General features: G+C 61.6%; 16 protein-coding genes and 6 pseudogenes. 9 read left to right on the plus strand and 13 right to left on the minus strand.

Annotated features, from left to right (window positions below; genetic code table 11):
• Positions 1–267 precede the first annotated feature (267 nt).
• Positions 268–586, plus strand: a pseudogene (locus NKG95_RS17205) (integrase); the annotation flags it as partial.
• 195 nt (positions 587–781) lie between these two features.
• Here NKG95_RS17205 and NKG95_RS17210 read toward each other — a convergent pair.
• The 3 genes and pseudogenes from NKG95_RS17210 to nadE all read right to left on the minus strand — a co-directional run.
• A pseudogene (locus tag NKG95_RS17210) lies at positions 782–847 on the minus strand (hypothetical protein); the annotation flags it as partial.
• Positions 848–1508: 661 nt separating this feature from the next.
• Positions 1509–2591: a sensor histidine kinase gene (locus NKG95_RS17215; protein WP_352835558.1), complete on the minus strand. Its 1083-nt coding sequence runs from the start codon at positions 2589–2591 to the stop codon at positions 1509–1511.
• A gap of 404 nt (positions 2592–2995) precedes the next feature.
• Positions 2996–3327 (minus strand): annotated as a pseudogene (nadE, locus tag NKG95_RS17220) (NAD(+) synthase); the annotation flags it as partial.
• A 1013-nt stretch (positions 3328–4340) separates the two neighbouring features.
• On the opposite strand from nadE, the gene NKG95_RS17225 reads away from it, so the two are divergent.
• Complete coding sequence (locus tag NKG95_RS17225; RefSeq protein ID WP_352474134.1) at positions 4341–6407, plus strand: carbamoyltransferase family protein; 2067 nt, start codon at positions 4341–4343, stop codon at positions 6405–6407.
• Between the two features lie 85 nt (positions 6408–6492).
• Here NKG95_RS17225 and NKG95_RS17230 read toward each other — a convergent pair whose 3' ends face one another.
• Positions 6493–6669, minus strand: coding sequence for a hypothetical protein (locus tag NKG95_RS17230; RefSeq protein WP_352457364.1), 177 nt, complete (start codon positions 6667–6669; stop codon positions 6493–6495).
• 320 nt (positions 6670–6989) lie between these two features.
• Between NKG95_RS17230 and NKG95_RS17235 the strand changes: the two genes are divergently transcribed.
• The 4 genes from NKG95_RS17235 (at position 6990) to NKG95_RS17250 (ending at position 10132) form a co-directional block, all read left to right on the plus strand.
• Entirely contained in the window at positions 6990–8174 is a 1185-nt protein-coding gene (locus NKG95_RS17235) for a glycosyltransferase family 9 protein (protein ID WP_353041631.1), read from the plus strand.
• A gap of 538 nt (positions 8175–8712) precedes the next feature.
• Positions 8713–8997 carry a type II toxin-antitoxin system TacA family antitoxin gene (locus NKG95_RS17240; RefSeq protein WP_352453587.1) on the plus strand — a complete coding sequence of 95 codons (285 nt, stop codon included), beginning with the start codon at positions 8713–8715 and terminating at the stop codon, positions 8995–8997.
• Entirely contained in the window at positions 8998–9507 is a 510-nt protein-coding gene (locus tag NKG95_RS17245) for a GNAT family N-acetyltransferase (protein WP_353041633.1), read from the plus strand.
• Positions 9508–9697: 190 nt separating this feature from the next.
• Positions 9698–10132, plus strand: a complete 435-nt coding sequence (locus NKG95_RS17250) for a hypothetical protein (RefSeq protein ID WP_353041635.1) — start codon at positions 9698–9700, stop codon at positions 10130–10132.
• 625 nt (positions 10133–10757) lie between these two features.
• On the opposite strand, the gene NKG95_RS17255 is transcribed toward NKG95_RS17250, so the two are convergent.
• Positions 10758–11153 (minus strand): FMN-binding negative transcriptional regulator, encoded by a 396-nt coding sequence (locus tag NKG95_RS17255; protein WP_352453596.1) that lies wholly within the window; start codon positions 11151–11153, stop codon positions 10758–10760.
• A gap of 89 nt (positions 11154–11242) precedes the next feature.
• A pseudogene (locus NKG95_RS17260) lies at positions 11243–12125 on the minus strand (class I tRNA ligase family protein); the annotation flags it as partial.
• A gap of 442 nt (positions 12126–12567) precedes the next feature.
• Here NKG95_RS17260 and NKG95_RS17265 point away from each other — a divergent pair.
• The 3 genes and pseudogenes from NKG95_RS17265 to NKG95_RS17275 form a co-directional block, all read left to right on the plus strand.
• Positions 12568–14214 (plus strand): MFS transporter, encoded by a 1647-nt coding sequence (locus tag NKG95_RS17265; protein WP_352517878.1) that lies wholly within the window; start codon positions 12568–12570, stop codon positions 14212–14214.
• An 809-nt stretch (positions 14215–15023) separates the two neighbouring features.
• Positions 15024–16377: pseudogene (locus NKG95_RS17270) on the plus strand (IS701 family transposase).
• 147 nt (positions 16378–16524) lie between these two features.
• A pseudogene (locus tag NKG95_RS17275) lies at positions 16525–16684 on the plus strand (phage integrase N-terminal SAM-like domain-containing protein); the annotation flags it as partial.
• 859 nt (positions 16685–17543) lie between these two features.
• Here NKG95_RS17275 and rlxS read toward each other — a convergent pair.
• The 7 genes from rlxS to NKG95_RS17310 all read right to left on the minus strand — a co-directional run bounded on the left by rlxS (position 17544) and on the right by NKG95_RS17310 (position 24422).
• Positions 17544–19514 carry a relaxase/mobilization nuclease RlxS gene (gene rlxS, locus NKG95_RS17280; RefSeq protein WP_353041637.1) on the minus strand — a complete coding sequence of 657 codons (1971 nt, stop codon included), beginning with the start codon at positions 19512–19514 and terminating at the stop codon, positions 17544–17546.
• Positions 19515–19698: 184 nt separating this feature from the next.
• Positions 19699–20385, minus strand: a complete 687-nt coding sequence (locus NKG95_RS17285; protein WP_353041638.1) for a lytic transglycosylase domain-containing protein — start codon at positions 20383–20385, stop codon at positions 19699–19701.
• Positions 20373–20921 (minus strand): signal peptidase I, encoded by a 549-nt coding sequence (gene lepB, locus NKG95_RS17290; protein ID WP_353041640.1) that lies wholly within the window; start codon positions 20919–20921, stop codon positions 20373–20375. The genes NKG95_RS17285 and lepB overlap by 13 nt, the downstream gene beginning before the upstream one ends.
• Positions 20918–21187 (minus strand): helix-turn-helix transcriptional regulator, encoded by a 270-nt coding sequence (locus NKG95_RS17295; protein WP_352593330.1) that lies wholly within the window; start codon positions 21185–21187, stop codon positions 20918–20920. The genes lepB and NKG95_RS17295 overlap by 4 nt, the downstream gene beginning before the upstream one ends.
• 150 nt (positions 21188–21337) lie before the next feature.
• The gene (locus tag NKG95_RS17300) at positions 21338–21661 is read right to left on the minus strand and encodes a DUF736 domain-containing protein (protein WP_023672372.1); all 324 of its coding nucleotides are present in this window, start codon (positions 21659–21661) and stop codon (positions 21338–21340) included.
• A 542-nt stretch (positions 21662–22203) separates the two neighbouring features.
• Positions 22204–23925 carry a ParB/RepB/Spo0J family partition protein gene (locus NKG95_RS17305; RefSeq protein WP_353041643.1) on the minus strand — a complete coding sequence of 574 codons (1722 nt, stop codon included), beginning with the start codon at positions 23923–23925 and terminating at the stop codon, positions 22204–22206.
• Positions 23926–24002: 77 nt separating this feature from the next.
• Positions 24003–24422: a DUF2958 domain-containing protein gene (locus NKG95_RS17310; RefSeq protein WP_352567089.1), complete on the minus strand. Its 420-nt coding sequence runs from the start codon at positions 24420–24422 to the stop codon at positions 24003–24005.
• Between the last annotated feature and the right edge of the window lie 47 nt (positions 24423–24469).

Raw genomic sequence — 24469 nt, forward strand, 5'->3', positions numbered from 1 at the left:
CATACACATATAATCGCCAACATCAGTGCCAGCGTGCACCCGCGGTCCCGCAGCTTGAGCCCGTTAGCCAAGAACATACCCATCCTCCCTGGATGCGCCCGATAGCCCGAAAGCTGATCGCATTGGTAGCTAGTTGTGAGCTTTCAGTAGCTTGTCCATCCGGTCCGAACCGGGAAAGCTGAGATTGTCGAAGCTTCAGTGACTCCAGGGGGACCGGATGAACATCCATAAGAATACCGGTCTGACGCCGCTCGGTCGAGAGCGGATTTTTGCGCCTGGGCGCGCCGGCAGCACCTCGGAGGTGTTGCCGCCTGATCCGCAGACCGTCGGCCTCTACATCACGGCCTGTGCATCCAGAAAGGTTACAGGAGACAAGAAACCAAACTCTGTGGCGACGATCGAGCGCCGTCTCTCCTCCCTGGCGTGGAATTATACGCAGCGTGGCGAGCCGCTCGATCGAAAGGACCGCCATATCGCCACCGTGCCCGCCGGCATCCGTAACAGCCACGCAAAACCGTCTGTGCAGAATGAGGCCATACTTCCCGAAGACCTGATCGCCATGCTGGAGACGGTGCTCCGCAAGACCCATCAGGTCGCCCCAGGCCAGAGCAACCGGCTCGTCCCCGGGGAGGACGAAACGGTCGACCACTCCGCTTGTTCGACTTGTGTTCGGGCGACTTATCCCGGCTTCTATGCATCGCGCTTCGGCGCGGCGAGCTTTGTCCAACGCGCCAAGCCTTTGAACCGAATCGCTGTAGACGGAAGTCGCGGCGAGCTTCGCGTTGTTGATCGGAGCATCGAACCAGGCGTCGTATCCGCGGTATCCACCCCATCGTCTGTCGCGCAATCTGTTGGCGAGCGCGTCCTCAGCCGTTCGATCGCGGCCGTCTTTGCCGCAAACTATTATATGGCGGCCGCCGATGCCATTCGGGCGCGCAATATCTCAGGGGTTGAAGGATCGTCGATCAGTTTTCCGATGTCTTGGCGGGCCGCGATGACCTGCACATGACCCTACAAAGATTGCGCGTAGTAGGAAATACTGGTGCAACTGGTCACCCCAGGCGTCAGGATAATCGTAGAACCAATCGAACGAATGCACGCATCGCGGTTTGCCTACAGCACTGCTCTCCTGTCCCGATAGCGCAAATTCGCGGTTACCTCCGGCCACGAACAGTCGGACCAATTTTATTTGTAGGTTAGACCTTCGTCCTCGGCAAGATTGGCCAAGCGATGACTCGCTGCTGAATTGCCGGCCCGCGCGTGATGAGCGCGAAGGCGTCAGGTGCCCCCGCCGTCAAGACTCAAGCCGCAACGTAATCAGGCGGGAGTGCCTTCCGCTAGGTGGGGATGGACTGGCCGCCGAAGTCAGAAGCAGCAAGCCTGGAGCATAATGGAAGACCTCGACCATGTGAAACAGGCCGTGAAGGGCGACCTAGCCTATTTGCAGCCACCTGCTCAAAGCCGCGACATGAAGCCAGCCGCCAGCCTGCTAGTTCGACAGCAACCGTTCAGCTTGCTGCCGCCGACCGCTTGAAAACGATGGTCACCTTCGTCCCTTTGTTGGCGCTGGACTCGACGGCTAGCTGCGCCTTGGCGTTCTCGGTCAGCGATCGCGCGATCAGCGCTCCGAGCTTGCCTGGTTTGGGCCACACCTCGCCTTCCGGCAGGCCGATTCCGTCGTCCGCCACCATAACCCGGCAGCCGTCGCCATCGACGACGCTGTGCAGTGTTATCGTGCCGCCATCGCGGCCCCGGAACGCATGCTTTAGTGAATTGGTCAGCAATTCGTTTACGACCAGCCCGGCCGGCATGGCGACGTTTATTGACACGGGATATGTATCCACCTTCATATCCAGCCGGATCCCCTCGACTGCATGCGAGCTCATCACCGCGGACGCGATCTGGCTGAGATAGACGCCAAGATCGACCTCCTCCTTCGGCTCGTCGGCCGTTAGCGTCTGGTAGAGGATCGCCAGAGCGTCGACGCGACCGGCGAGCCGCTCAAACCGTCTCCGGTCGGCCTCGGTCGCGTTGCGGCTTTCCAGCCGGATCAGCGCGGTGATCATCTGCAGGTTGTTCTTCACCCGGTGCTGCAGTTCGCGCAGCAGCGTGTCTTTCTCGCTGACACGCTCCTCGGCCGAGCGCTGATCTCCCGCCTCGCCGTGAGCCGATACGTCGACCAGGGCCACCAGTCGGAAGCAAACCTTACCGTTGTCGTCTTCGATCACGTTGGAATAAACGTCGACGATCGCGGGTTTGTCCTCGCCGCGCTCCAGCCTGAAGGTGCCGACCAAATCGGTTCCCTCGACCACCGCCTCGGCTAGCGGCCTGTCCTTTTGCTGATGGAGGCCCGTGCCTAAAAGGGCCGCCCAGTTTTCTTGGGTGAGCCTGGCGGCCATCAGGCCTGAGAGTTTCTCGAATTCCGGATTGGCGTAGACCACGCGCTCTTCACCGGCAAGGTCCGAAACGGCTATGGCGATCGGCACCTGGTCGAGGAATTTCTTGAACTGTTCGCTTTCCAGTGCGGTTGCAAGGTCAGGTGTATCAAGTAACTGCTCGACCGCCTCAGCCTTCTCTGAATCCGATGTCATTTGCGCGCCTGTTCTGTGCGGATGATATCAACAATGCGGCGAGCCCGCCATCGCCAAAACTGGAGCTGCATCTCACGTTTCGCATCACGCATCTGACAACCAGCTCTGCATAGCGTAACGGCCGCACGTCTAGCATTGCGACCGGCCGAAGGAGAGCGGCAAGGATCGGCTACAATCCAGGTGCCTGGAATGTCGAAGCGACCGGTCAAGTGGGTACGCTGCGGAAGATCGATAGAGCAGGCATTCAGGGAGAATGAGTTCGCGTGCCGGCCTCGGCGATACGTGCCGACACTGTCAACCTCATGACCGCATGCGGGCTGAAAGAGCAGCGCTTCGCTCCAGCGGTAATTCAGGCCGCTAGCTGCCTAACTGCGGCAAGCCCATCGATCGTGTATGTTGAGACGCTATTGCCGATGCCTAAATATCGAACCCGTCATGGCAATCGTTGTGACGGGAAGCGCTCGCTTATGGGCTGTGCTGGAATGCGCATGAAGTATACGCCTGTGCGCCGCTTCGTTGATCTCTTGGCCTTCGAGGAAGTCGTCAATCTCATCGTATGTGAGACCGGGACGAGGTTCTCCAGGTCGGCGGTCGGGATCTTTTCAACAAGATCAGACGGAGCGCCCAGACACACTGCCAAGGCGCGAACTCTGCGCTTGCTCAGCCCGGAAAAAGGAAGAATGTCTGCGGCACCATCGCCGAACTTGGTGAAGAAGCCCATCAAGGCCTCGGCTGCTTCGAAGCGACTTCTGAAAAAGAAGTGTGGGTTTGCTCTCATACCCTTTGCTGAAAAATGTTGTCATAGAGCGCATGGAATGCCACGCGCTTCGAATCGGAGTAGCCATCCGGGAAGCCTGAAGCCCCTTTGAAGCGCATGTCCGGCAGCTATTCATAGCGTGGATGACTTTGATCGAAACAAACGATTTCATAACTCTTCGGAAATCTTGCATGGACAAAAGCACGTCCGCACCGGTCACCCATCCAAAGGAGAAAATCTTCCATGCGCCCTGACGTGCAGTGGAGGTCGTGCCGAGAAGTGAGTTGCAACTGGCCGATCATGTCGGCGGTTCGACGCTAGTCGTCCCCAATGTTCCTGAGCTGCGAAGTCTTGCAGGCGAGCCAGCTGCCCAGCGCGATTCTGCTTGTGGCGGGCTTTTTGCCGCAGGCAGTCCGCTCGTTTGGGCAGCGGATTGGAGACCCGGCCGGCAGCGCTACCATACAACATCAGCGCACTTTACATCTACGCGGTATTGCCGGGCTTCCAGTCGGTGCCATGTTTGGCCGACGAATGACGCGATGCGGCCTCCTGCACAAGCGAAGGCGTTATCGGATGTGCGACCGGGAAGCAGGCGGACAGTGCAGCACATGTCAGTCGCCTGTGCGACGGTCTTTCGGGGAATGAAATCGGGCCAGTTCACGGCGCGGCATTATTCGTCAACAGCCGCCCCTTCGCAAGGATACAGGCAGCCCGCGTCACAAGTTCGTGCTGCAGATGAAAACGGCATCGCCGGCATGCAAGTCAGCAGCCGCTCAAGATTCGATGATCCAGCCAAGCTCTCGGCGTCATGGAATGGCAGGCGCCACGATCGAAGCATCTCATGTTGATTCAGGCGGACCCTTATGAGGCGTTCTTTGATGCCGGTGATGCCTGACAGGCGGTTGCAGCTGCAAGCGACAACGCGGCCTATTTAGTTGGAAACGGTCTGAGGCAGGCCAATTTGGCTTGCCCGTCACTATGTGGAGAAAGAAATGCTGTGTCTAGGAATTAGCGGCGGACTTGACCAAGTCCATGAAAACCGATTCGAGCTTCGGAACGCCTTTATGCACGATGGCGCCGCGGTGCTCGTCCGAGACGGACGGGTGATAGCAGCCGTCGAAGAGGAACGCCTCAATCGGATGAAACACTCCAACAAGCTCCCAATTCGTTCGATTCAATACTGTCTGTCAGCGGCGGGGGTTCAGCTCAACGACATTGATCGTGTCGCGCTCTACGCCAGCGAGCCCTATGCCAACGCCATGCTTGAAGGTATGTCCGCATCCCACCCGGACATTCTCTCCATTCCGTTGGATGCTAAAACGTTGGTGCAGGATCTGTTAACGCGTGAGTTCGGCACTAAGTTGGACAGTTCGCGTATTTCATTCGTAAGTCATCATCAGGCGCACGCCGTGAGCGCCTTTGCAATGTCGGGCTTCGAACAAAGTCTCATTCTAGCGATTGATGGCTCTGGTGATTTCCTATCGGGCCTCTTGGCGGTAGGGTCTGGCACAGAAATTACGCAACTCGAGGCTTTCCCCGAGAACAATTCTCTTGGGCTGTTTTATCTCGAGACGATCCGCTATCTCGGCTACGGCTTGTTCGACGAGTATAAGGTAATGGGACTCGCGCCCTACGGCGACCCCGCTCCCTATCGCGAGCTCTTCGAGCAGTTCTACGAGCTCTCCGCCAACGGCGGTGGCTACCGTGTTCACCTCGACCGCATCGGTCCGGCGTTGCTCCGCAATATCGAGGTCAGGCGAAAGGGAATGCCCTTCACCCAGCAGCATCGAGATGTGAGTGCGTCACTGCAGGAAGCGCTTGAGCGGATCGTGTTCCACATTCTCCGGCATCACCGTGAGGCCACCGGCATGAAGCGGTTGTGCCTGGCGGGGGGGGTGGCCCACAACTGCACGATGAACGGTAAGCTGCTGTATTCAGGGCTTTTCGAAGACATTTTCGTGCAACCCGCGTCTCACGACGCTGGCTGCGCATTGGGAGCTGCGCTGATAGTCTCTAACGAGATGGGCCGCCCCGCGCCGTGTGAGCGACTGCAGGGGGTCTATTGGGGTCCTGATCTCGGGAGCGAGCGCGCCGTGCAACAGGAACTGAATGCATGGGCCGGACATCTCGAGGTTGAACGCTCTGATGACGTGGCAAGCAGTGCAGCCGACTGGATCGCCAACGGCGCCGTGATCGGCTGGGTGCAGGGTCGTTCGGAGTTTGGGCCACGTGCGCTGGGCAACCGCAGCATTCTTGCCGACCCTCGGCCCGCCGCAAACAAGGACCGGATCAATGCGATGGTCAAGAAGCGCGAAGGCTATCGGCCCTTCGCGCCATCTGTGCTGGAGGAGGATGCGAGCGAATTTTTCGACCTCCCGGACGGTAGGCACGAATTTCCATTCATGAATTTCGTCGTTCGCGTGCGTGACTCAAAGCGCGCCTTGCTCGGTGCCATCACGCACGTCGACGGAACCGCTCGCCTGCAAACAGTATCGCGCAACGCCAATCCCGCGTACTGGGAGGTCATCAATGCGTTCAAGAAGCGCACAGGCACTCCAATTCTGCTCAATACGTCCTTTAACAACAATGCCGAACCGATCGTGGATTCGGTTGCAGACGCGATTGCCACCTTTCTGACGACAGAGCTGGATGGACTTGTGGTCGGGCCCTTCCTGGTAAAAAAGCGGGCTGCAACGCTGCAGGATTGGACTGCGCTTGCGGTTTCGTTGCCGCCCTATGTGTCCCTCCATCAAACCCGCGCTTACAAAGCGCCAGATCGTCGGGAGACTCACTGCGAGATCAGCACGACCCACTTCAGCAGTGACAGTGTACGAATTTCACACGACTTGTTTAATCTGCTGATGCGGATTGAGGGCGAAGCCGTGTTGGGAGATCTCCTCAATACAATTGCGCCGGATCAGGCTAAGCGTGAAGCTCTGATGGAGGGCCTGCGACGGCTGTGGGAGCAGCGCCTCGTTCGATTGCATCCCTCACAAGCTGCTCGCATGGATCAAGACTGCGATCAAACGCTGGACCAGCATAACAGGCTCTCAGCGTGATAGAGGTGCCGCTATCCAAGCTCGGCGAATAATGGTGTTCATCGATGCCGCCTGCCACCTCACCGCTGGCAGGCAGTCGACTTCATCACAGGGTTGATTCGTCCACTTCACCTTGGACGACCGGACGCGCAGAAAAAAGCGGCTGCGGCGGGTCCTTGCTAGCGACCGTGATGCGGGACCACAGCGACAGGGCGTGCCCGAGACGGTCAATGCGGCCGGCGGTGTCGTCGCCGGCGGCGACGGTCGCATTCAGGATCAGCATCGACCAAAGAGCGAGGCCACTGCCGTTATGCTCCGAGATCTGGGGACGGCGGCTTGGCGATCACCGTCTACTCGGCGTTGCCGAACTCACTGCATGCGAGACCGTGACGAAGCCCTTCACATTGCGGGTCGGGACATAGCTGGCTTTCTTGGCGCGCTACCATCGCTAGAGATGCAGACTTCGCCCAACAGCTCCTGCTGGAGCGCGGCTTGGATCTGATGGCAGAATTCTTGCGGAGACGCGGACAAAGTGGGGAGCACTCCAACCTACACACGCGTCACTGGGCTATCAGTGTTGACCGTATAATTTTCGGAATGGCAATGGCATATTTTACAAAGCACGACGGCAATCAAATTATATACCGCAGCTGGGAAGAGCCGGAACAGTCAAGCGCAAGGATGAGAATTTTGGTCCTCAAGCTTGATCATGTCGGCGACTTTTGGATGTCTCTAGGGCCTCTAAAGGACCTTCGTCAGCGTTTTGCGCATGCCCACATTACGCTGGTGGTGGGAAGCTGGAACATCGCTACTGCAAAACAGTTCGACCTCGCCGACGATCACGTTGCTTTTGACTTTTTTCCTCGCAACCCAAAAGTCAAAACGCGCAAAGAAGCCGCGGACATAAGGCCGCTGCTGACCGGCGAGTTTGATCTTGCCATTGATATGCGTGTTCCGGAAGAAACAAGGCCGATCTTGCTTGAAGTTCCCGCCAGGCACCGTGCGGCGATAGTTGATCCGTACAGCATGCATCAGATCGATATTGCGATAGCGCCATTCAATCTGAAACTGCGCAGAACCATTTTCTACAAGCTGGTCCAAAAAATAGGGCTTGCTAACAAAATCCCCCGTAGATGGCTTGATTGGTTCATTGACCGTAAGCAGGTGCGTCTCCAGCATGTGTCAGAAATCCTCCTCTTTCTGGTCGCAAAGGCAGCTGCCTATTTCGAAAGCGGAGCGGGTCACCCACAGAATTCGACTACAGGCAATGCCCCGTTTGTCGTGGCTCCGTTCTCCAATTCCAGCCTGCGAGATTGGCCGATTGAAAGTTTTGGCAAAGTTGTCGCTGCTCTTTCGACCCGTGGTGAGGTGGTCCTCGTTGGCCGTGGCGAATGCCTGGAAGCGCTTGAGGAGGTTGCGAAGATAGCTAGGGAACGTGGGGCCGCGAACATTCGGACGGCTGTCGACTTGTCAGAATTGGAATTCAATTGTCTCGTGAATTCGGCCGCCCTCGTCGTTTCGAACAATTCAGGCACCGGCCATGTCGCTGCCCAGCTTGGCCGCCCTACTATCGGCATTTTCACGGCGTCACATCTACCGGAGATTTGGGGGTTTCGAGGTCCCTTGGTCAGCATGCTTATGAGTGTTATTGAATGTCGCGGATGTGGTCTGGACCAAGTGCGGCATTGTCCGGTCAAAGTCCGATGCAAGTTCGACATCACGCCGGATCTCGTGATTGCCGAGGTAAACGCCTTGATGAATCATTGTAAGGGTACGGCACAAACTTAGTGGCTCGCGGTCACCACAACCGCGATTGCCCAGCCCTTGTCGCTGATTCAATCGCTACAATCATCTAAAGGCCGAAATTCAGAATCGAATCGACTTGTTCGAAGGACCGCAGTGGCGATGTCACATTGGCCGACAGGTGGCATAGAGCGGCGCCTGAGAATGAAAGTGCCGCCGCCCAGGCTTCATAGCCGTTCCTCCTTTGTGGCGTGACGGCCCGAAAGTCGCCATCGCGTCAGATGTTCATCAGCTTCGGGATAGCCGGGGCTCGTCCGGCGACAGTCATGGCAGCGACTTCGCTTCTGGACCCGCTCATCCGGCCGCCAAAAACAAATGCGCTTTCTAAGCCGTAATTGATCCGCCGGAGCTGACCAAAGCCACCTTGCTCTGGGTTGCGGCAATGGCGACTGGGGCGAGAAGCCGAGAAGAACCGATGCGGCGAGAAATCCTGAGACCATCCGCCACGAGACGTCGCCAGGGAACGTAGTATTGCGTTCCGCGTTACACTAACGTATATACGTCCGCAGCACAGGAGCGCGCCATGGCCACCACACCCACCAGGAAGGAAGCACCCGTCTCGATGCGGTTTCGCGACGATGATCTCACCATCATCGACCGCGGCGCGGAGCTGCTCGGCCTGTCGCGCACGGAGTTCATGCGGCGCGCCGCGCTGCACGAGGCGCAGGCGGCCATCCTCAACGAAACCGTCATCCGCGTGTCCCCGGAAGCCTATGACGCCTTCATGCAGGCGATCTCAGCCCCGGCCGCTGCGCCCCCGGCGAAGGCGGCCGAGCGGCTGCGTCGGTCCCCGCCCTGGGACCGCTAGGTGGCGCTTTCAGGCATCGAACTCCTCGACCACGCACACCGCCTCGACAGCTTCGATTGCGGCAAGCCGGCGCTCAATGCTTGGCTGGCCGGCTTCGCGCGAACGAACCAGGCCCGCGGGTTTACCCGCGTCCTGGTCGTTCACGACGAGGGAACAGTCGTCGGGTATTACGGCCTCGCGCCGGGCGTGATCCAGCCAAATAGCGCACCGCGCGCCATCCGCACCGGACGCCCGCCCGATCCCATCCCCTGCCTGCTGATCGGACAACTCGCCATCGACCACCGCTATGCCGGACAAGGCGTCGGTAGCGGCTTGGTCAAGGACGCGCTGTATCGCTGCGTCGCCGGCGCCGACATCGTCGGCGGCCGCGCGGTGGTGGTGCGGGCGATAGACGCCGAGGCCGAGCGCAACTGGCAGAGCTGGGGCTTCATTCCCGCGCGGGACAATCCGTCGGTGCTCATGCGCTCGATCCAGGACGTGAGCCTCTGGCTGGCCGACAAAGGCCACTAGCTCCGCGCGCGTAGCGCCTCCGGAAGCGGCAGGTCTGCGCGCCGGCCTGCCGCCGACCGGGCTCTAGTTGCGGCGTCCCGCCGCTCCCCGAGCCGGCTTCGCCGTCTCGGCGTTCGAGTGACCCCTCACGCAGGGCCAGAGGGAGACGGCGGTCAGAGCGAGGGAGCCCTGGAGAGAAGGGAAAGTCATGATGTCGATGATATTCATAGGGGGTTCACGCGAGATATTTGAGCTGACGGAACCTGCCATCGCTCGGATCCGCCCAATCGTTGTTGCCGTGCACGGCGTGCTGATTGGCGACGCGTCTGGAGCCGATGCCGAGGCGCAGGGCCTGCTCGCGGGCTACGGCTACAAACATGTCGGGGTCTTCCATGCGGCCAAGGAACCCCGCAATGATCTGGGCGACTGGGCTGCCTACCGGGTCCCGTCTCCTAAAGGTGCTAGAGGATACTGGATCTACGCCGCCAAAGACCGGGAGATGGCGCGCGCCGATTTTGGGATGATAGTCTGGGACGGCGCATCACCCGGCACGGCCGTCAACGTGCTTCGGCTCGCCATGGCGAACAAGCCGAGGTCATCTACGATCTGGCCAGGGGCAGCATGGCGACTACGCACCATGTCGTAGACTGGTGCGCCATTGCTCCGCGATGCCGGTCCAGACATTCGGCGCGCCAAGCCGAAGCCCGCATGACGCGAGGCGAGCGCCTGGCGTTGCCGGGATGATGTACGCGCGGTCCCGGCGGGTCCAACGCGATAGGCTTGATCCGGCCCCGCGCCCCCAACTCCACTTGTATGAACGGCCGGGCCGGCCCTTTTCGAAACCGGCTCACCGCCGCGTGGCATTGTGCAGGATGATTGTCTTGACCCGTCTCGCATCTGAAGCGGGTGCAAGCCTGCCGCACATGCCGCTGCTTGGTCATGCGAGGCATCGCTACCGTGGGGCGTGGCGTTCGCCGATCTCCAAACCGCTGTGCCGCCATACCGAACACGCAAGGCGGTTTAACCGCCAGGCTGCTGTTCAAGGTATTAACGACGCAGGCGGCATGACCGGAGAGACTGGCGGGGTAAGCAGCTTCCATCGATCCGGCGGCATTGCGGATGTGGCTGGCGATGGCGGCCTGAGTTCTTGTCCATCTGCCGCATAGCGGGTGGTCAGATGCTGGTCGCGTTTCCGGCGAGCCGAAGCATTTGTCTCTCAAGGTCACCCGTTGGAAATCCAGCACCAGCGGCTTGTCGGGACAAGATAGTTGCTATTGGGATTTGGCCGCCGCAACCGCGAGCATCGCTTCTCCCATCCCATTGACGCCTCGGGCATTCAGCATTTCACCAGCGTTCTGAATGTCGCGCACCTCTTTGTTCTGGCTGAGTTTTGATTTACCAACCAGGCTGGTGATCTCGATTTCCAGGGCGACGATCGCCTTCACCATCGTGTCAATGAAGTCCTTCGGCGCGTCGCCCATCTTCCACGGGGCAGGCTGCGAGGCTTCATGCATGTGAGTGAGCTTCGCCACGTTACGGCGCACATAGCGCTCATCATCCCGGACAGTGATGCGTCCGTGGGCGTGGACGACGAGATAGTTCCACGTCGGCGCCTGGTTATGGAATTCATGCTTGCTTGGACCAGTTCGGCGAGATGTAAGCGTCAGACCGTCGAGCTCGTCCCGGACCGCATGGCGCTACGGCGCCACCTCCAGCCCGGCGAGACAGTCGTCATTGTCCGTGAGGGTGACCGCCCCTCTATGGTGAGAATATTGATCGCCGGCAACTTATGGCGCCTGCCGACCTCAAATTCGTTGAAGTCGTGCGCCGGCGTGATCTTGACCGCGCGGCTGCCTTTCTCCGGATCAGAATACTCGTCCGCCACCACCGCGATCCTGCGGCCGACGATCGGCAGAGGATGAGGTTCTTGCCGACAAGATGCCGGAAACGCTCGTCGTCGGGATGCACCGCCGACCGCCATATCGCCCAGCATCGTCTCCGGGCGGGTCGTCGCCACGGTGATGAAGGTTTTAGGATTTTCCGGATCCAAAACCTCGCCCTCGACGGGGTAGCGGAAATGCCAGAGATTGCCGTTGACCTCCTGCTGTTCGACCTCAAGGTCGGACTCGCGGTCAAGAGCTTCGGGTCCCAGTTGACAAGCGCTTGTCCTTGTAGATCAGGCCTTTCCTTGTAGAGCGTGACGAACACTTCGAGCACCGCCCTGGACAGGCCCTCGTCCATGGTGAAACGTTCTCGGCTCCAGTCGGCCGAGGCCCCAGCCGCTTCAACTGGTTGAAGATCGCGCCGCCGGATTCGGCTTTCCACTCCCAGACTTTCTCAATGAACTCGTCGCGCGTCAGGTCACGGCGGTGGATCTGCTTCTCCATAAGCTGGCGCTCGACCACCATCTGCGTGGCGATGCCGGCGTGATCCATGCCGGGCTGCCACAGCACGTTCTTGCCGCGCATGCGCTCGAAGCGCACCAGAATGTCCTGCAGCGTGTTGTTGAGCGCATGGCCCATGTGCAGCGAGCCAGTGACGTTCGGTGGCGGGATGACGATGGTGAAGGCTTCCGCGCCCTCCTCGGCGCCTGCGCCGACACGAAACGTCTTTTGAAGCGTATTATGTTTTTTGTGCATAGACCAACGAGTTGAACGGCGGCCCCATAAATCGCCGATGTGATAGGTCGGGCGAAGGCGTCCACCAGCTCGTACTTGTCAAGACGATGCCACCCTTGATCTTGCACCCGCCTCCGATACCAGCGATGCGCTGCGTCGTACGCTCATGCCTGTCAGGATGGGATGGGCGCTGCTAGCACCGTGGCAGTTTGACAACCCGGCCATCGGGGCGGTAGCACCGTCCAAGGCCAAGAGTCGCAGGGCAGACCGCACCCCATCGGGCTGCGCGACCCAGACCAGCTGACGCCCAACTGGCACACTCATCGCGCATCAGCACCGTGGATGCGACATCTACTTTGTTGCGAGCGCGATATCGGAACTTGGTTGTGACGCAGCTGTGCGTAAGCGCACCGCTGTCAGCGAGAGAGTGAGTGAAAGAACTACGTGGTGGAGGTGAGAAGTCATGCGGCGTCAAGATTCCCCGCCCTTTGCGGCAAACACACTGATCCCTCTTCAGAATCCGGTCTTTCGTTCGATCTGGACAGCCACGCAGATATCCAGCCTTGGCTGGCTGGTGCAGAGCGTGGCTATAAGCTGGCTTATGGCAACGATTTCAGCCTCCGATCTGATGGTTGCGCTCGTGCAGGCTGCATCGACACTGCCCGCCTTCTTCTTGTCGATCCTTGCTGGAGCGATTGCAGACAGCTTCAGCCGCCGCGGCGTGATGCTTGCCGGACATTGCCTGATCGCACTGGCATCCACGGCGCTGGCTCTCTCTGTTGGACTGGGCTTTGTCAGTCCATGGCTGATCTTGGGACTGAGTTTCTTGGCGGGATGCGGCTTTGCCTTGAATGATCCAGCCTGGCACGCCTCGGTCGGCGACATCCTGGAAAAGCGCGACATACCCGCTGCAGTGACGCTGATGTCGGTGGGGTACAACGTGGTTCGGAGTATAGGACCGGCGCTGGGCGGTGTAATTTTGGCTTTGCTGGGCCCCCTTACGGCTTTCGCCTTCGCTGCGCTGACCGACCTGGTCCCGTTGAGCGCTGTGCTGCGCTCCAAGTGGCAAGTTCGCTCTTCGCCTCTTCCGCGCGAGCGGATGACGACGGCCATTCATGATGGCATGCGCTTCACGGCAATCTCCTCGGAGATCAGAGTGGCGATCGTGCGCGCAACCCTGTTCGGGCTGTCAAGCATCTCGATCCTTGCTCTGCTCCCCCTCGTGGTTCGCGACCAACTGGCGGGGGGGCCAATTGTTTACGGCGTCCTGTTAGCCGGCTTCGGCACAGGCGCCTTCATCGCGGGCATTGGCAATAGCTACTTCAGACGCATCACGTCCCAAAATCGATTGATCACGCTCGCATCCGTTGCTTGCGCAACGTGTTGCCTTTTACTGGCTCTCACATCATCGGTGGCTGTAGCAGCGATCGCGCTTGCAATCGCTGGCGCAGGCTGGGTTGTCACCTGGACCGGAACCGACGTGTGTGTGCAGTTGGCAAGCCCAAGGTGGGTCGTTGGTCGCACCCTGTCGATCTATTACGCCCTGACCTACGGCGGCATGGCAGCGGGCAGCTGGATCTGGGGTGCTGTCGCGCAGTACTATTCCCTGACGTGGGCTTTGGAAGGTGCTGCAGCGGCGCTGTTGCTGGTTGCAGCTGTGGGAAAGCTATTGCCGGTACGGCTATGGGAGGAATCGGATCAAGGGGCCTTCGACTTCAGGCCACCAGAACTGGCCCTCGATTTGAAGCCCAGGAGCGGCCCGATCGTGATCAAGGTGGAGTACTCGATACCCGAGGAGAATATCGAGGAGTTTCTGAGCTGCATGCGCGAAAGGCGGCGCGTTCAGAGCCGTGCCGGTGCGCGGGACTGGACCCTCCAGCGCGATCTTCAGAACTCGACTCTTTGGACCGAGACATTCCGCACGCCGACATGGACGGACTATCTTCGTCTAAACCATCGGCTAACGGTGACTGACAGGGAGGTAGGCGAGCGCCTTGCCGCTCTGCAGGTCGGTGATTCTCCTCCTCGTCTCTCACTTTCGATCGAGCGGTCGACAAGCCCCGCCCCCGGCAGCCAAGTCCAGCCCGTGCCCTTTGTATCGCGCCCGTAAGGAAACCAGTAACTTTTCTGGGTTCGGACACGGGAATGGCCGAGACCTACTCCTTCTTTCGTCGGGTCTGCCCGGATTGCCATACGTTGCAGCCGGTTAGGCGAGCATGAGGATTTGTGTGGCACGTATGTCCACCACGGGCCCATGTCCAGCCCCACCGCTGCCATCAGATCGGCTTGGGCACGGGTTCAGGTCGCCTGTCCCCCGGCATCGTGGCGAGCAGCGCGAGCAAGGGGGCGGAGGGGTCTCCCCGGTCTGCACGGAGCGAAGCGGGCAGACGGAGGAATCCGCCAGCGGCGACTTGCAGGGAGAGGGCCGCGCGCCTCTTTCCCTCCCTCACAAAACGTGCCGCCAAGCACGTTCACGTCGGCGCAGCCGTGCCGCAGAGCCGGCCGCAACAAAGAAGGCCCGCAAGGCGGAAGCATCGAAATGTCCGCCAGCGGGACCAATTCAGTTCGGTGCTGGAGAAAGCGGTTCAACAGGGCGGCCATGGGAGCGCCAGCATAGCGCCGCTGTCAGGCGCGATGCGGACCGACAGCCCCGGCGAAGGGCGCTGATTCATCGACCGAAATTGGATCGGGTCATAATCCATGAATTTTTCACGATGCTTCAGCACGCGCGTGGATTTGTGCATTTAACTGCAGCGTCCAGGTGGTCCGGTGGAAGCGCACCCGGGGCATCTTGGAACTTATTTGATGCAGCCATCCAGGACTGCTGCATTGCCACAGCAATGGTCACAACCTGCTAGCACTACTTTGGCAGATTTTTAGTTCCGGGAGCGTTTCGAGGATTCCCAAGAGCGGTTTTGCGTGATTCATGAGAGGTCGGCTGTTGGAGGGGCCGGCCATGAACAGGGATTGGCAACTCGATCTGGAGCGGTGGCTTGAGCCGTTCGTCTCGGCGTTGAGGCACAAGACGCGTGCGCGGATGTGTCCGGCCTATATTGCTGGGCTGATTGGCCTTGGGGATCGCAAGAGCGTCCAACCGATGGCTGCGCGCGACGCAGGCGTCAACTATGACCAGCTGCACCACTTCATCGCGAGCGGCGTGTGGGATGCTGCGCCGCTGGAGAAGGTGCTGCTCGCGGAGGCCGACAGACAAGTTGGCGGGAACGATGCGTGGCTGATCGTGGACGACACCGCGCTCCCCAAGAAGGGGCGCCACTCGGTCGGCGTCGCGCCGCAATATGCCTCGGCACTTGGCAAGAACGCCAACTGCCAGACGCTGGTGTCGCTGACGCTGGCCTCTGGCGAAGTGCCGGTCATGGTGGGGCTGCGACTGTTTCTGCCCGAGAGCTGGACTTCCGATCCCGCCCGGCTCGACCGTGCCGGTGTGCCCGAGGACCATCGTGCCTACAGGACCAAGCCCGAAATCGCGCTGGCCGAGATCGACCGGGCTCGCGCAGCCGGCTTACGCTTTGGCTGCGTGCTCGCCGATGCCGGATATGGCTTGAGCGCCCCCTTCCGGCAGGCGCTCACCGAGCGCGGCCTTACCTGGGCCGTCGGTATCCCGTTCAAGCAGAAGGTCTATGCCGCCGACGTGGCGATGATCTTCCCCGTTGCCGGACACGGCCGCCCGCGCCGCCGGCATATCCCCGATGTGAAGTCGATGGCCGCGCAGGCGATGCTGGAAAAAGCCCAATGGCGGACGGTCAGTTGGCGGCGTGGCACCAAAGGCCGCCTCTCGGCCCGCTTCGCCGCTGTCCGTGTCCGGGTTGCAGATGGCCCACCCCAGCGCATCCGCGACATGGGCGCTCAGCATCTGCCTGGCGAGGAGGTCTGGGTGATCGGCGAGCACCGCTCGACCGGCGAGCGCAAATACTACCTCTCCAACTTGCCCGCCGACACCCCGCTCAAGCAGATCGCAGGCGCCATCAAGGCGCGCTGGGTCTGCGAACAGGCGCATCAGCAGCTCAAGGAGGAACTTGGCCTCGACCACTTCGAGGGGCGCTCATGGACGGGCCTGCACCGGCACGCGCTGATGACGATGATCGCCTACGCCTTCCTGCAATCTCGCCGCCTCAAACAAGCGGGAGGGGGAAAAAAGAATCCTCGGCCCGCCGCCCCAACCGAGCCTACCCGCCGTCAGGCAAGCCATCCTCACCGCGCTCGCGCAGCCGCCCCCAATCCGTTGTCCCCACTGCCGCAGAACCATCTCCGCTAAAAATCTGCCAAAGTAGTGCTAGGGTCCGGACCCATAAAGGGATTGAACGAAGCCGCTGACGCGTCATTTGGTGCGTGGGTTTGCGGATGACGCTTCTTTTGAAGGATTGCGGCTGTTGAAGCGCAATCTTGAGAACAGGAGTTTGAGATGGCCGAGTTGAGCCCTCTTCGCCGACGCATGATCGAGGACATGACGATCCGCAATCTGTCGCCGGCCACCCAGCGATCCTACGTGCACGCGGTGGCCAAGTTTTCGCGATATTTCGACCGCCTCGCCGGACCGGCGCGGCCTGGAGGACGTTCGCGCCCGGCCTCGACTCCAGATGCCGCAATGACCGTCGCGGCCCGGCGCGATTGATCGGGTCTCATGCCCAAAGCTGCCTCGGTGCCCAGTAGCGGCACCGCATTGCCCCTCCCAGGCGCTGCGCCAGTAAAGCGTCGGCGAGCCAGCATCCGACGGTGCGTTCGAAGCGATCTCATTCGGCGGCCATGATCGCGCCGGTCACCATGCCGCAGCGGAAAGCTGCCGAGCTCGTCTGGTCAGGTCGCTGACCGCCTCGTCGTCGCGGGCGACGATCGAAATCTTCCCCACCGCAGCGAGGTTTCTCCCGTTAGAAGATCCTCAGCGGGATGGGCTGCCAGTTCACGCCCGGTCAACAGCATCGGGCCCGCGGTGTCGACCTTGTCTCCCGGTCGTGTGAGCAGAAGAACATCGCGAAGTGCGGCTTCATCCTCGACGCCGCGAGCCTGCTTCGCCGTACCACGGCCGCCGAAAGCCCTAGGCGCTGTCACCAGGCGCCAGCCCACCTCTCTAGCTGGCGGACCATCGCATCGAGCGCGCCGATGGCCGCACCGTCAGTGATTGCAATGTCCTCAATGCGCCGCAACTGTTTGGGTCGGGGGCAGCCCTGCGCAACCAGGCCGGCACCGCCGCGTCGGCGCGGCTTCCGTGGCACCGGGAAGAGTGCCGTGGTGGCGCAGGAGGGTTTTGGCTCAGAATCATGGAACACGATGAATCATCGCGGCGCTTTTTGTAGAGCGAACGATAAGTCTTGCACGACCAGCCATTTATCCCTCGCGAGATCAATGCCGCGGGCAATTAGCAGGCGAACTCCGTCCGGACTGAGTACCTGTTTCAACGCGGGCAAAAGAAGTTGTGTAGCCATGTCACGAAATGCTTGGTCCGCTTCTCTGCCGGCCGATGGTCCATGAAATCCCCTCCCCACCCATGACACTAGACACCTCCTTGCCAATATGCCGATCAAGCACTGGCCGCCATGGTACCAGCGTGAACTCGCGCGATTTCTCGATGACAGCGTATTTTCCGCCGGCGAGCTCGACGGAGCGGCGGAGCGTGCCTTCTATTCGATCTCCACTCTGGGCTTCAGAATAGGGCAGACCGAGTTCGTTCGACAACTGGCCGGCAACACGGTTCAGCTCACGTTGACGCAGGATCGAAAGCATGTTGGCGCGATAGATGACCCGATCCTGCTCTTCCCGAGCAAGACCTTGCGCAATCAGCCACTGCCGTCGGCGGCCTTGCGCCTCTCGGACATCGCGGCCGAAACCAGAGCTGTGCAAGGCCTCCGGTGTGTCGGAAACCAGCTCTCGATCGAGCCAGGTGGCGCCGTCGAAGCTGACTTGTTGTTCCAGCGGCGTGGATGAGAGCTTGTCAACCGTGACAGGCTCGGCCCCGGCCCGCTTACGCTCGTAGTCAGACACACGGTCGAGATGATCCGGTGCGACGATCCAGGTGCCGTCCGGCTCGCGCTCGACTCGACCGGTCGCCCGGCGGATCGCCTCCAGTCGCCGCACGTGCGTTTCGGCAAAGCGTTCGGTGGCCGACGGGTCATGCTTGAGATGGATATCGATGCTGTAGCGCCCGTCATGGGCCGTGGCGATCTCGGCAATTGTGCGGTCGACTTGCCTTGGCCCGGTGTCCCTCGGCGTGACCCGCACTATGCAGCCCTCTGGCGTCGGTTGGGTGGCCTCGCCTTTGCCGATATCAACATAGTGGCTTTTGCCGTCCACGCCGTCGACGACGAGGTAATGGCGGTCAGTGATTTCGTCGGCCAGGCCGCGCGCAATGATGCGGCCGACGACAGGCTGCATCTGCTCTGCAGATCGATCATGGACAACATAGTCGGCGGCACTGCGGGCGAGCCCCTTGCCGGTCAGTTCGCGGTGCATGGTCTTGATGATGTCGCCCCGCTCGCCGATGCGGCGCAGCGTCGCTTCAAGCTCGCCATCAAGGCGCCAGCGGCCCGAGCCGACTTCCTCAGCCAGACCCATCCGCTCGAGCTTGCGCAGGCGGCCCTGGTGCAGCGTCTGGCGAAACGTGTCTCGGCTGGCCGGTGAGACATGCCCCTCATGGTCGCGCATGCGGAGCAGCTGCCGATCGATGCTGGTGAAGCGTTCCCGCTCCATTTCGTGGCGCAGGCGTTGCTCGATCTCGCGGTCCGTTCTCGGGCCAAGGTCGAGGCTGACCAGCTCGGCCGCCCGTTCACGGATTCCAGACGAGATGTAGTCCCGCGCGATGACGAGGTTTTCGTCGCGGTCGTCCTTGCCGCGGACGATAATATGGGTATGCGGATGACCAGTGTTGAAATGATCGACGGCCACCCAGTCGAGCCTAGTGCCGAGGTCTTCTTCCATCTGCGCCATGAGGCGCCGCGTGAGCGGCTTCAAGTCATCATACTCGATGCCGTCTTCAGGGGCGACGATGAAGCGGAACTGATGCCGGTCGCCATCGGCACGATCGATGAAGGCCTTACCATCGACGCGGTCGCTGTCGGCGCTATAGAGCTCGCCAGGCTCGCCTTCGCGGTTCACGCCGTCGCGCTGGAGGTAGCGAAGGTGTGCACGTGCCCCGTCAACACCCTTGCCGGCCAGCTTGACGATACGGGCCTTGACGACGGCGCGCCGCTGCCGAAACGCCGCGTGGGGGTCGCGCGCTCTGAGAACGGCGGCAGCAGCCCCGCCGCGCCCCGCCCGGCTTCCGATGAAGCGGCCACGGCGACCGCTGCCGCCGCCGGCTCGGTTGATCGCGGCGCGGATCTGGCCGGCGAAACGCTTGCCTGCCTTCGAGCCGCGCGATCCGATTTTGCCCAGGCTCGGCTTGAACTCTTCATCCTGCATTGAGCCTCCTAGTAATCTTGCGCAAAATCAAAGCTTTGTCAGCAGAAGCTCTCCTGACGCTGAAGGCAGCCTCCATGAAAAGCAATGTGCAGACAAAGACTTCGCCGCCTCCAGGAGGCGATGCCTTTATCTTGCCTTCCCGGACCTGCCTCCCTGCCCCGCCCGACCCACGGTACCCCTGCCCTCACCTGCGATCCGGCCGGCCTGACCTTGCTCGCTCCGATCCGAGCGGCACCACAATTTGGCCATTCGGATCGGTCGCGGAAACACCGTTTCGCAGGAAAAACAGCGACTGCCCGGACGGGATTTCCGGCGCTTTTCCGGAACGGGATTTGCCGGTGAACGCGTCCATGTCGGCGGCCGAAATCCCGGCAGCCTTGAGCTGTTCCAAATACGAAACCGTCTCGCTGGGCAGCGGTCGCCCACGCTGCAAATGCTGTTCGTAGCGGTCCGGCCCAGCGTTATAGGCGGCAAACAGGCCGGGAAAGCCGAAGCGGTCATACATGGCGCGCAGATAGGCAGTGCCTGCCAGAATGTTGTCGCGAGGGTCGTGCGGATCGGCCCCCAGGCCAAGCTCTGCGCGCATCTCCTCGTAGGTGCCGGGCATCACCTGCATGAGGCCAATGGCGCCGGCGTGTGAGGCGATCGGCCGTCCGTCCCGCATTGTCTGCCCCCGGCTTTCGGCATCCATGACGGCATAAATCCAGGGCTGCGGAATGCTGAAACGCCGGCTTGCTTCGGCTACCAAGGGCTGCCATCTTGCCAGCTGCGGACCACGGGAGATGGCGGCCGGCTGAGCGTCGGTCGCGGCGGAACAGGCGCATGGCGCTATCGCGACCATGCCCAGCATCAGGAGGGTTACTCGGTCCATAGCGGCACGAGCCTCCCGGCAATATTTTCGGCCGGCACCGGCCCGAAATAGCGGCTGTCGAAGGAGCGGTTTCTATCGTTGCCGAGCAGGAAAAACTCGTCGGCGGCGAGCTTGCGGCAGGCATTCCACCAAGGCAGCGGACGGTGCTGCGTGTCGGTTGCCAGCCGGCGCGCGACAATCTCGCCGCCGATGATGATGGCGTCGCCGAAGGCGCAGACATGCTCGCCAGGCAGCGCGGCAAGGCGCTTGACCAGCGGCACATTGCTGGGCAGATAGAAGCGTTCGGCGGCGAGATCGGCGACCGGTTTTGGCGGGCGGACGAGCACGAGGTCGCCCCGAGCCGGTGATCCGGACGCGAGGCGATAGAGGCCGACCGGCGCACTCTCCGAGGCGTTCCAGACCAGCCAGGGCGATGGTTTGCCGAAGGCGGCGAAGCCGATCAGGCTGAGGCCTACACTAGCCACGGCGATCGTCTTGCGCGCCCGAATGCGCCGCAGATGGCTGCCGATCAGACGGATAGTGGGACGCCGGCTCATGAGCGGCCTCCCTCACCGGCCGAGCCGGAATCGTGCCCGCCATCCTCGGGCCTGGTCGCCTGCGCGCGTCCCTTCGACCAGTCGTCGAGCTCGTCGATGTGATAGCGGACATAGCGGCCGTGCTTACGGAATTGCGGGCCACCGCCCTTGAGCCGCATCTTCTCCAGCGTGCGCTGGGACAGCCCGATATAGAAGGCGGCCTGCGCGGTGTTGAGAAACGGACTGCCCTTCTTCGCGCGGGCCGCGCGTTCGTTTTCGTCGTCCATGATGGTCCTCGTTTCGTTACGGACAAGCGAAGCCGAGGATCGGCGAGCGAGATCGTGTTGGGGACGGGCGAAGAGTGGGGGGCGAGTTTTCGCCGCCCCCTCCCGAAAGAGCCCCGCGCCGATTGCGGCGCGAGGCTCGAGGCAGGCGGTTCAGTCGACCGGGTTCCAGATGATGGCGTATGTGTCGTCATCATCCTGGCCGGCGGCGCGGCCGAGATTGGCGTAGAGCTTGCGCGGGCCGAACTCCGGGGCGGCAATCGACAGGCTCACATAGTCCTTGCCGGAGGTCTCGCCGGTGCGGATCCAGCCGGCCCCTACTTCGACCCCTTGCGTCAGCACCCGAAAGTCGGGATGGGTGTCGGCGCTCTTTGCCTGATTGGGCACGATGTCGATGTCGGCGCGGACGCTAAGCGTCTTGAGCTGGCCCTTGTAGCCGCCGTTTTCCTGTTTGGTAACGTATCCGATCGCGGTCATTTTCAGTCTCCTTTGGTGCTCGCAGGGGACCATTCCCCTGCGATGGCGGACCGTGATGGGCGCGTCCGGACCGCCGGAACCGGGACGGCCGCAGCGATAGCGAAGGACCCGAGCGGGCAGCTTTTTTGAAGCGAAGCGGCGCGAGGAAGCCGCCGCAGGCGGCGGGGAAAAAAGCTGCTGGCGAGGGTTTCGGGCGGGCCGGATCCGCCCATAGGTCGTCAAGCCAGCCGCAGGGGAATGGTCCCTGAGACACATGGAGACAGGTGGCGCGATCGGCGGCACAAGAGCGTGCGGCAATGCAGGGGGCTGGCTGCGCGGGCTCTGTCGGCAACCGGATCGGACAATTGGACCCATGCGCCTGGCGCCTCGGCAAGCAACCCGGCGTGGTGCAGGGCTGCCGAAACGGGGGCGAATTGGCGTCGGGATTTCTCGCGCGCGGCACTGGCTCGACAAGACGCCAATCGGCAGCCGGCGCGGCCCGGAGCGGCGCGCGCGACCTGAGCGGCGGCACTCGAGAGAACCGCCGCTCGGGCCCTGATCGATTATTCGCGGACGAACAGCGGCTGCACTTGTGCCCACTGATCGGCGGTGCGGAAACCGCCGCGACTGGTGTAGCTTTCGGCCGGGAATTTCATCCAGCGCGGCAGCCAGGTCTCGACCTTCTGGCGGCCATTCTCGCCCGCCAGGAAGTCGCGGATGATCTTCTTTTGCGTCTTGACCTTCTCGGCGACATTGCCATCCGCGACCAGCTTGCCGCCGACCTCGGCCACCATCGAATTGGCGATTTCCTTATCGCGCAAGAGGTCGAAGAAGGCGTCGTCCGGTTGCCACAATGTGCCCATATCGACGTTCAGATGGTTACCGAGCGCCTCGATGACGGCGCTGCCGGCTGCAAGCTTCTCGGCCATGACAAGGGTGAGAACGCGCATGACATCGTCGTCGCACAGCGCCAAGAGGCGCGCGAAGACGCGGGCGATAGCAAAGGCGTCGCCATTGCCGCCGGCGACCACGCCATCCTCATCCGGTGATCCGAGCAGGGCCAACACTTCGCGCCGCTTTTTGCCGAATGCGGCTTCGGCCTTGCAGTCGGCAAGGCTGGCAGTCACCGTCTCGTTGGCCGCGCGCTGTGGCTCACGGCGCACCAGCCACAAGCCGGAACCGGTGATGGCGTGCGCCACCACGAGTCGCAGCGCCACGGCGGGATGGTCGAGCATGGCCGCGCGCACGGCCGCATGGCGATGCAGATCGACATAGTTCTGCATCGGGCCGGTGAGTTCGGGGCGCGGCGGCTTGGCGGCTGTTTCTTCTTGCTCGCCGCCCTCGCGGGCGCGGCGCGCTTCCTTGCGTGACAGCCAGCCCTCGTGACACTCGACCTCGCCGCGATGCGAGACAGTGATGACGACCTTGCCGCCCTTCTTCTTCGGGGTCTTCTCGTGGTCCCATGCGTGGAAATACTGGCCCGGCTCCAGCAGCACCACCTCGCTCCAGCCGTCGTTGAGATAGGTGTCGCGTCTGGCGGCAATCGCTTCGTTCTGCTTTTGCCAGAACAGGTCGGCATCGGCGAAATAGCTGTCCTCGCCGAACAGGTCCGAGGTGATCAGGCCGGGATATTCGTCGATGGCAAACAGCGCCACCTTGGTGGAAATCGACTGGCCGCCGAACAGCCATTGCTTCAATTGAAAGCCACGCGGCGCGTATTGATCGGGATCGGCACAGAGTGCCAGCCAGTCCTTCTGCTGCGCCTTGGACGCCATGGTGAGATGGCGCACCGTCTCGGCGTCGATCTCCTCGCGGCGATAGGCTTCGCGAATTTTGGGCAAGAGGGCGCCAAGCGCCAGAATGCGCTTGACCTTCAGGTCAGTGATGCCGAAGGTCGCAGCGATGTCCGGAACGGTGCGGCCTTGCCTGACGAGCCGCGAAAACGTCTCCCATTGCGATACTTCGTCAGGATCGAGACGGGCGAGGTTTTCGATCAGCGAAGCTTCCAGCGCATCGGCGTCGTCACCGTCTTCCATGATGGCGCAGGGCAAGGGATCGCCTTCGCCGCGCTCGTCGGCAAGCGATTTGGCGGCGAAATAGCGCCGCCTGCCGGCGACGATCTCGAAGGTTTCCGGCTGGCCGTTCGGCCGCACAAGGAGTGGCACCAGCACGCCGCGCGCACGCACGGAGGGCAGGATGTCGGATATGTCGGGCGCGCGTTTTCCACGGCGCATGTTGAGCGCGGAAATGTTGAGGTGATCCAAGGGGATGTGGGCAAGCTGCATGGCTACTCTCCTTCGCTTTGGTGAGGTTGTCCCCGCCGCAGAGGCCGACGGCCGGCGCGGCGGGACGGTTTTTGCGCCTATCGGCGCTGCTGTTCCGCCGTGTCGGACGGAAGCTCGGAATGGGGCTTTGAAAGGGCGTCTGCTGCCTGCCGCAGAAGTCGCTCGGCCTCGGTGATGTGGCCGCAAATGCGGGCGGCTTCGGCATAGGCGGAGAGCGGATAGCGCGCCTGGAAATGCAGGTCGCGCTCGATGCCGAGGCCAAGCGGACCTTTTGCGGATGCAAGCTCGGCCAGACTGACGCTGCCGAGTTCGGGGAAGCCGAAGCCGAGATCGCAAAGACCGAACAGCGTGTCGCCATCGGCGTCGAGTTCGCTCAGAAGCCACGTCGCGGCACCTGTCGGATCGAACAGTTTCACAACGGGAAAATGGTCGATGTCGGCGTCGGCGGCGCCATTGGCGAGCAGTCGTGCGCGCAGTGGATCGGTGATCAGGATCATGGAAAGACTCCTTGTCAGAACAGGTCGAGTTGATTTCTGCTGGCTTC

Origin of the sequence: Mesorhizobium sp. M1423 (genome assembly GCF_040317575.1) — a bacterium.
Taxonomy (GTDB): domain Bacteria; phylum Pseudomonadota; class Alphaproteobacteria; order Rhizobiales; family Rhizobiaceae; genus Mesorhizobium.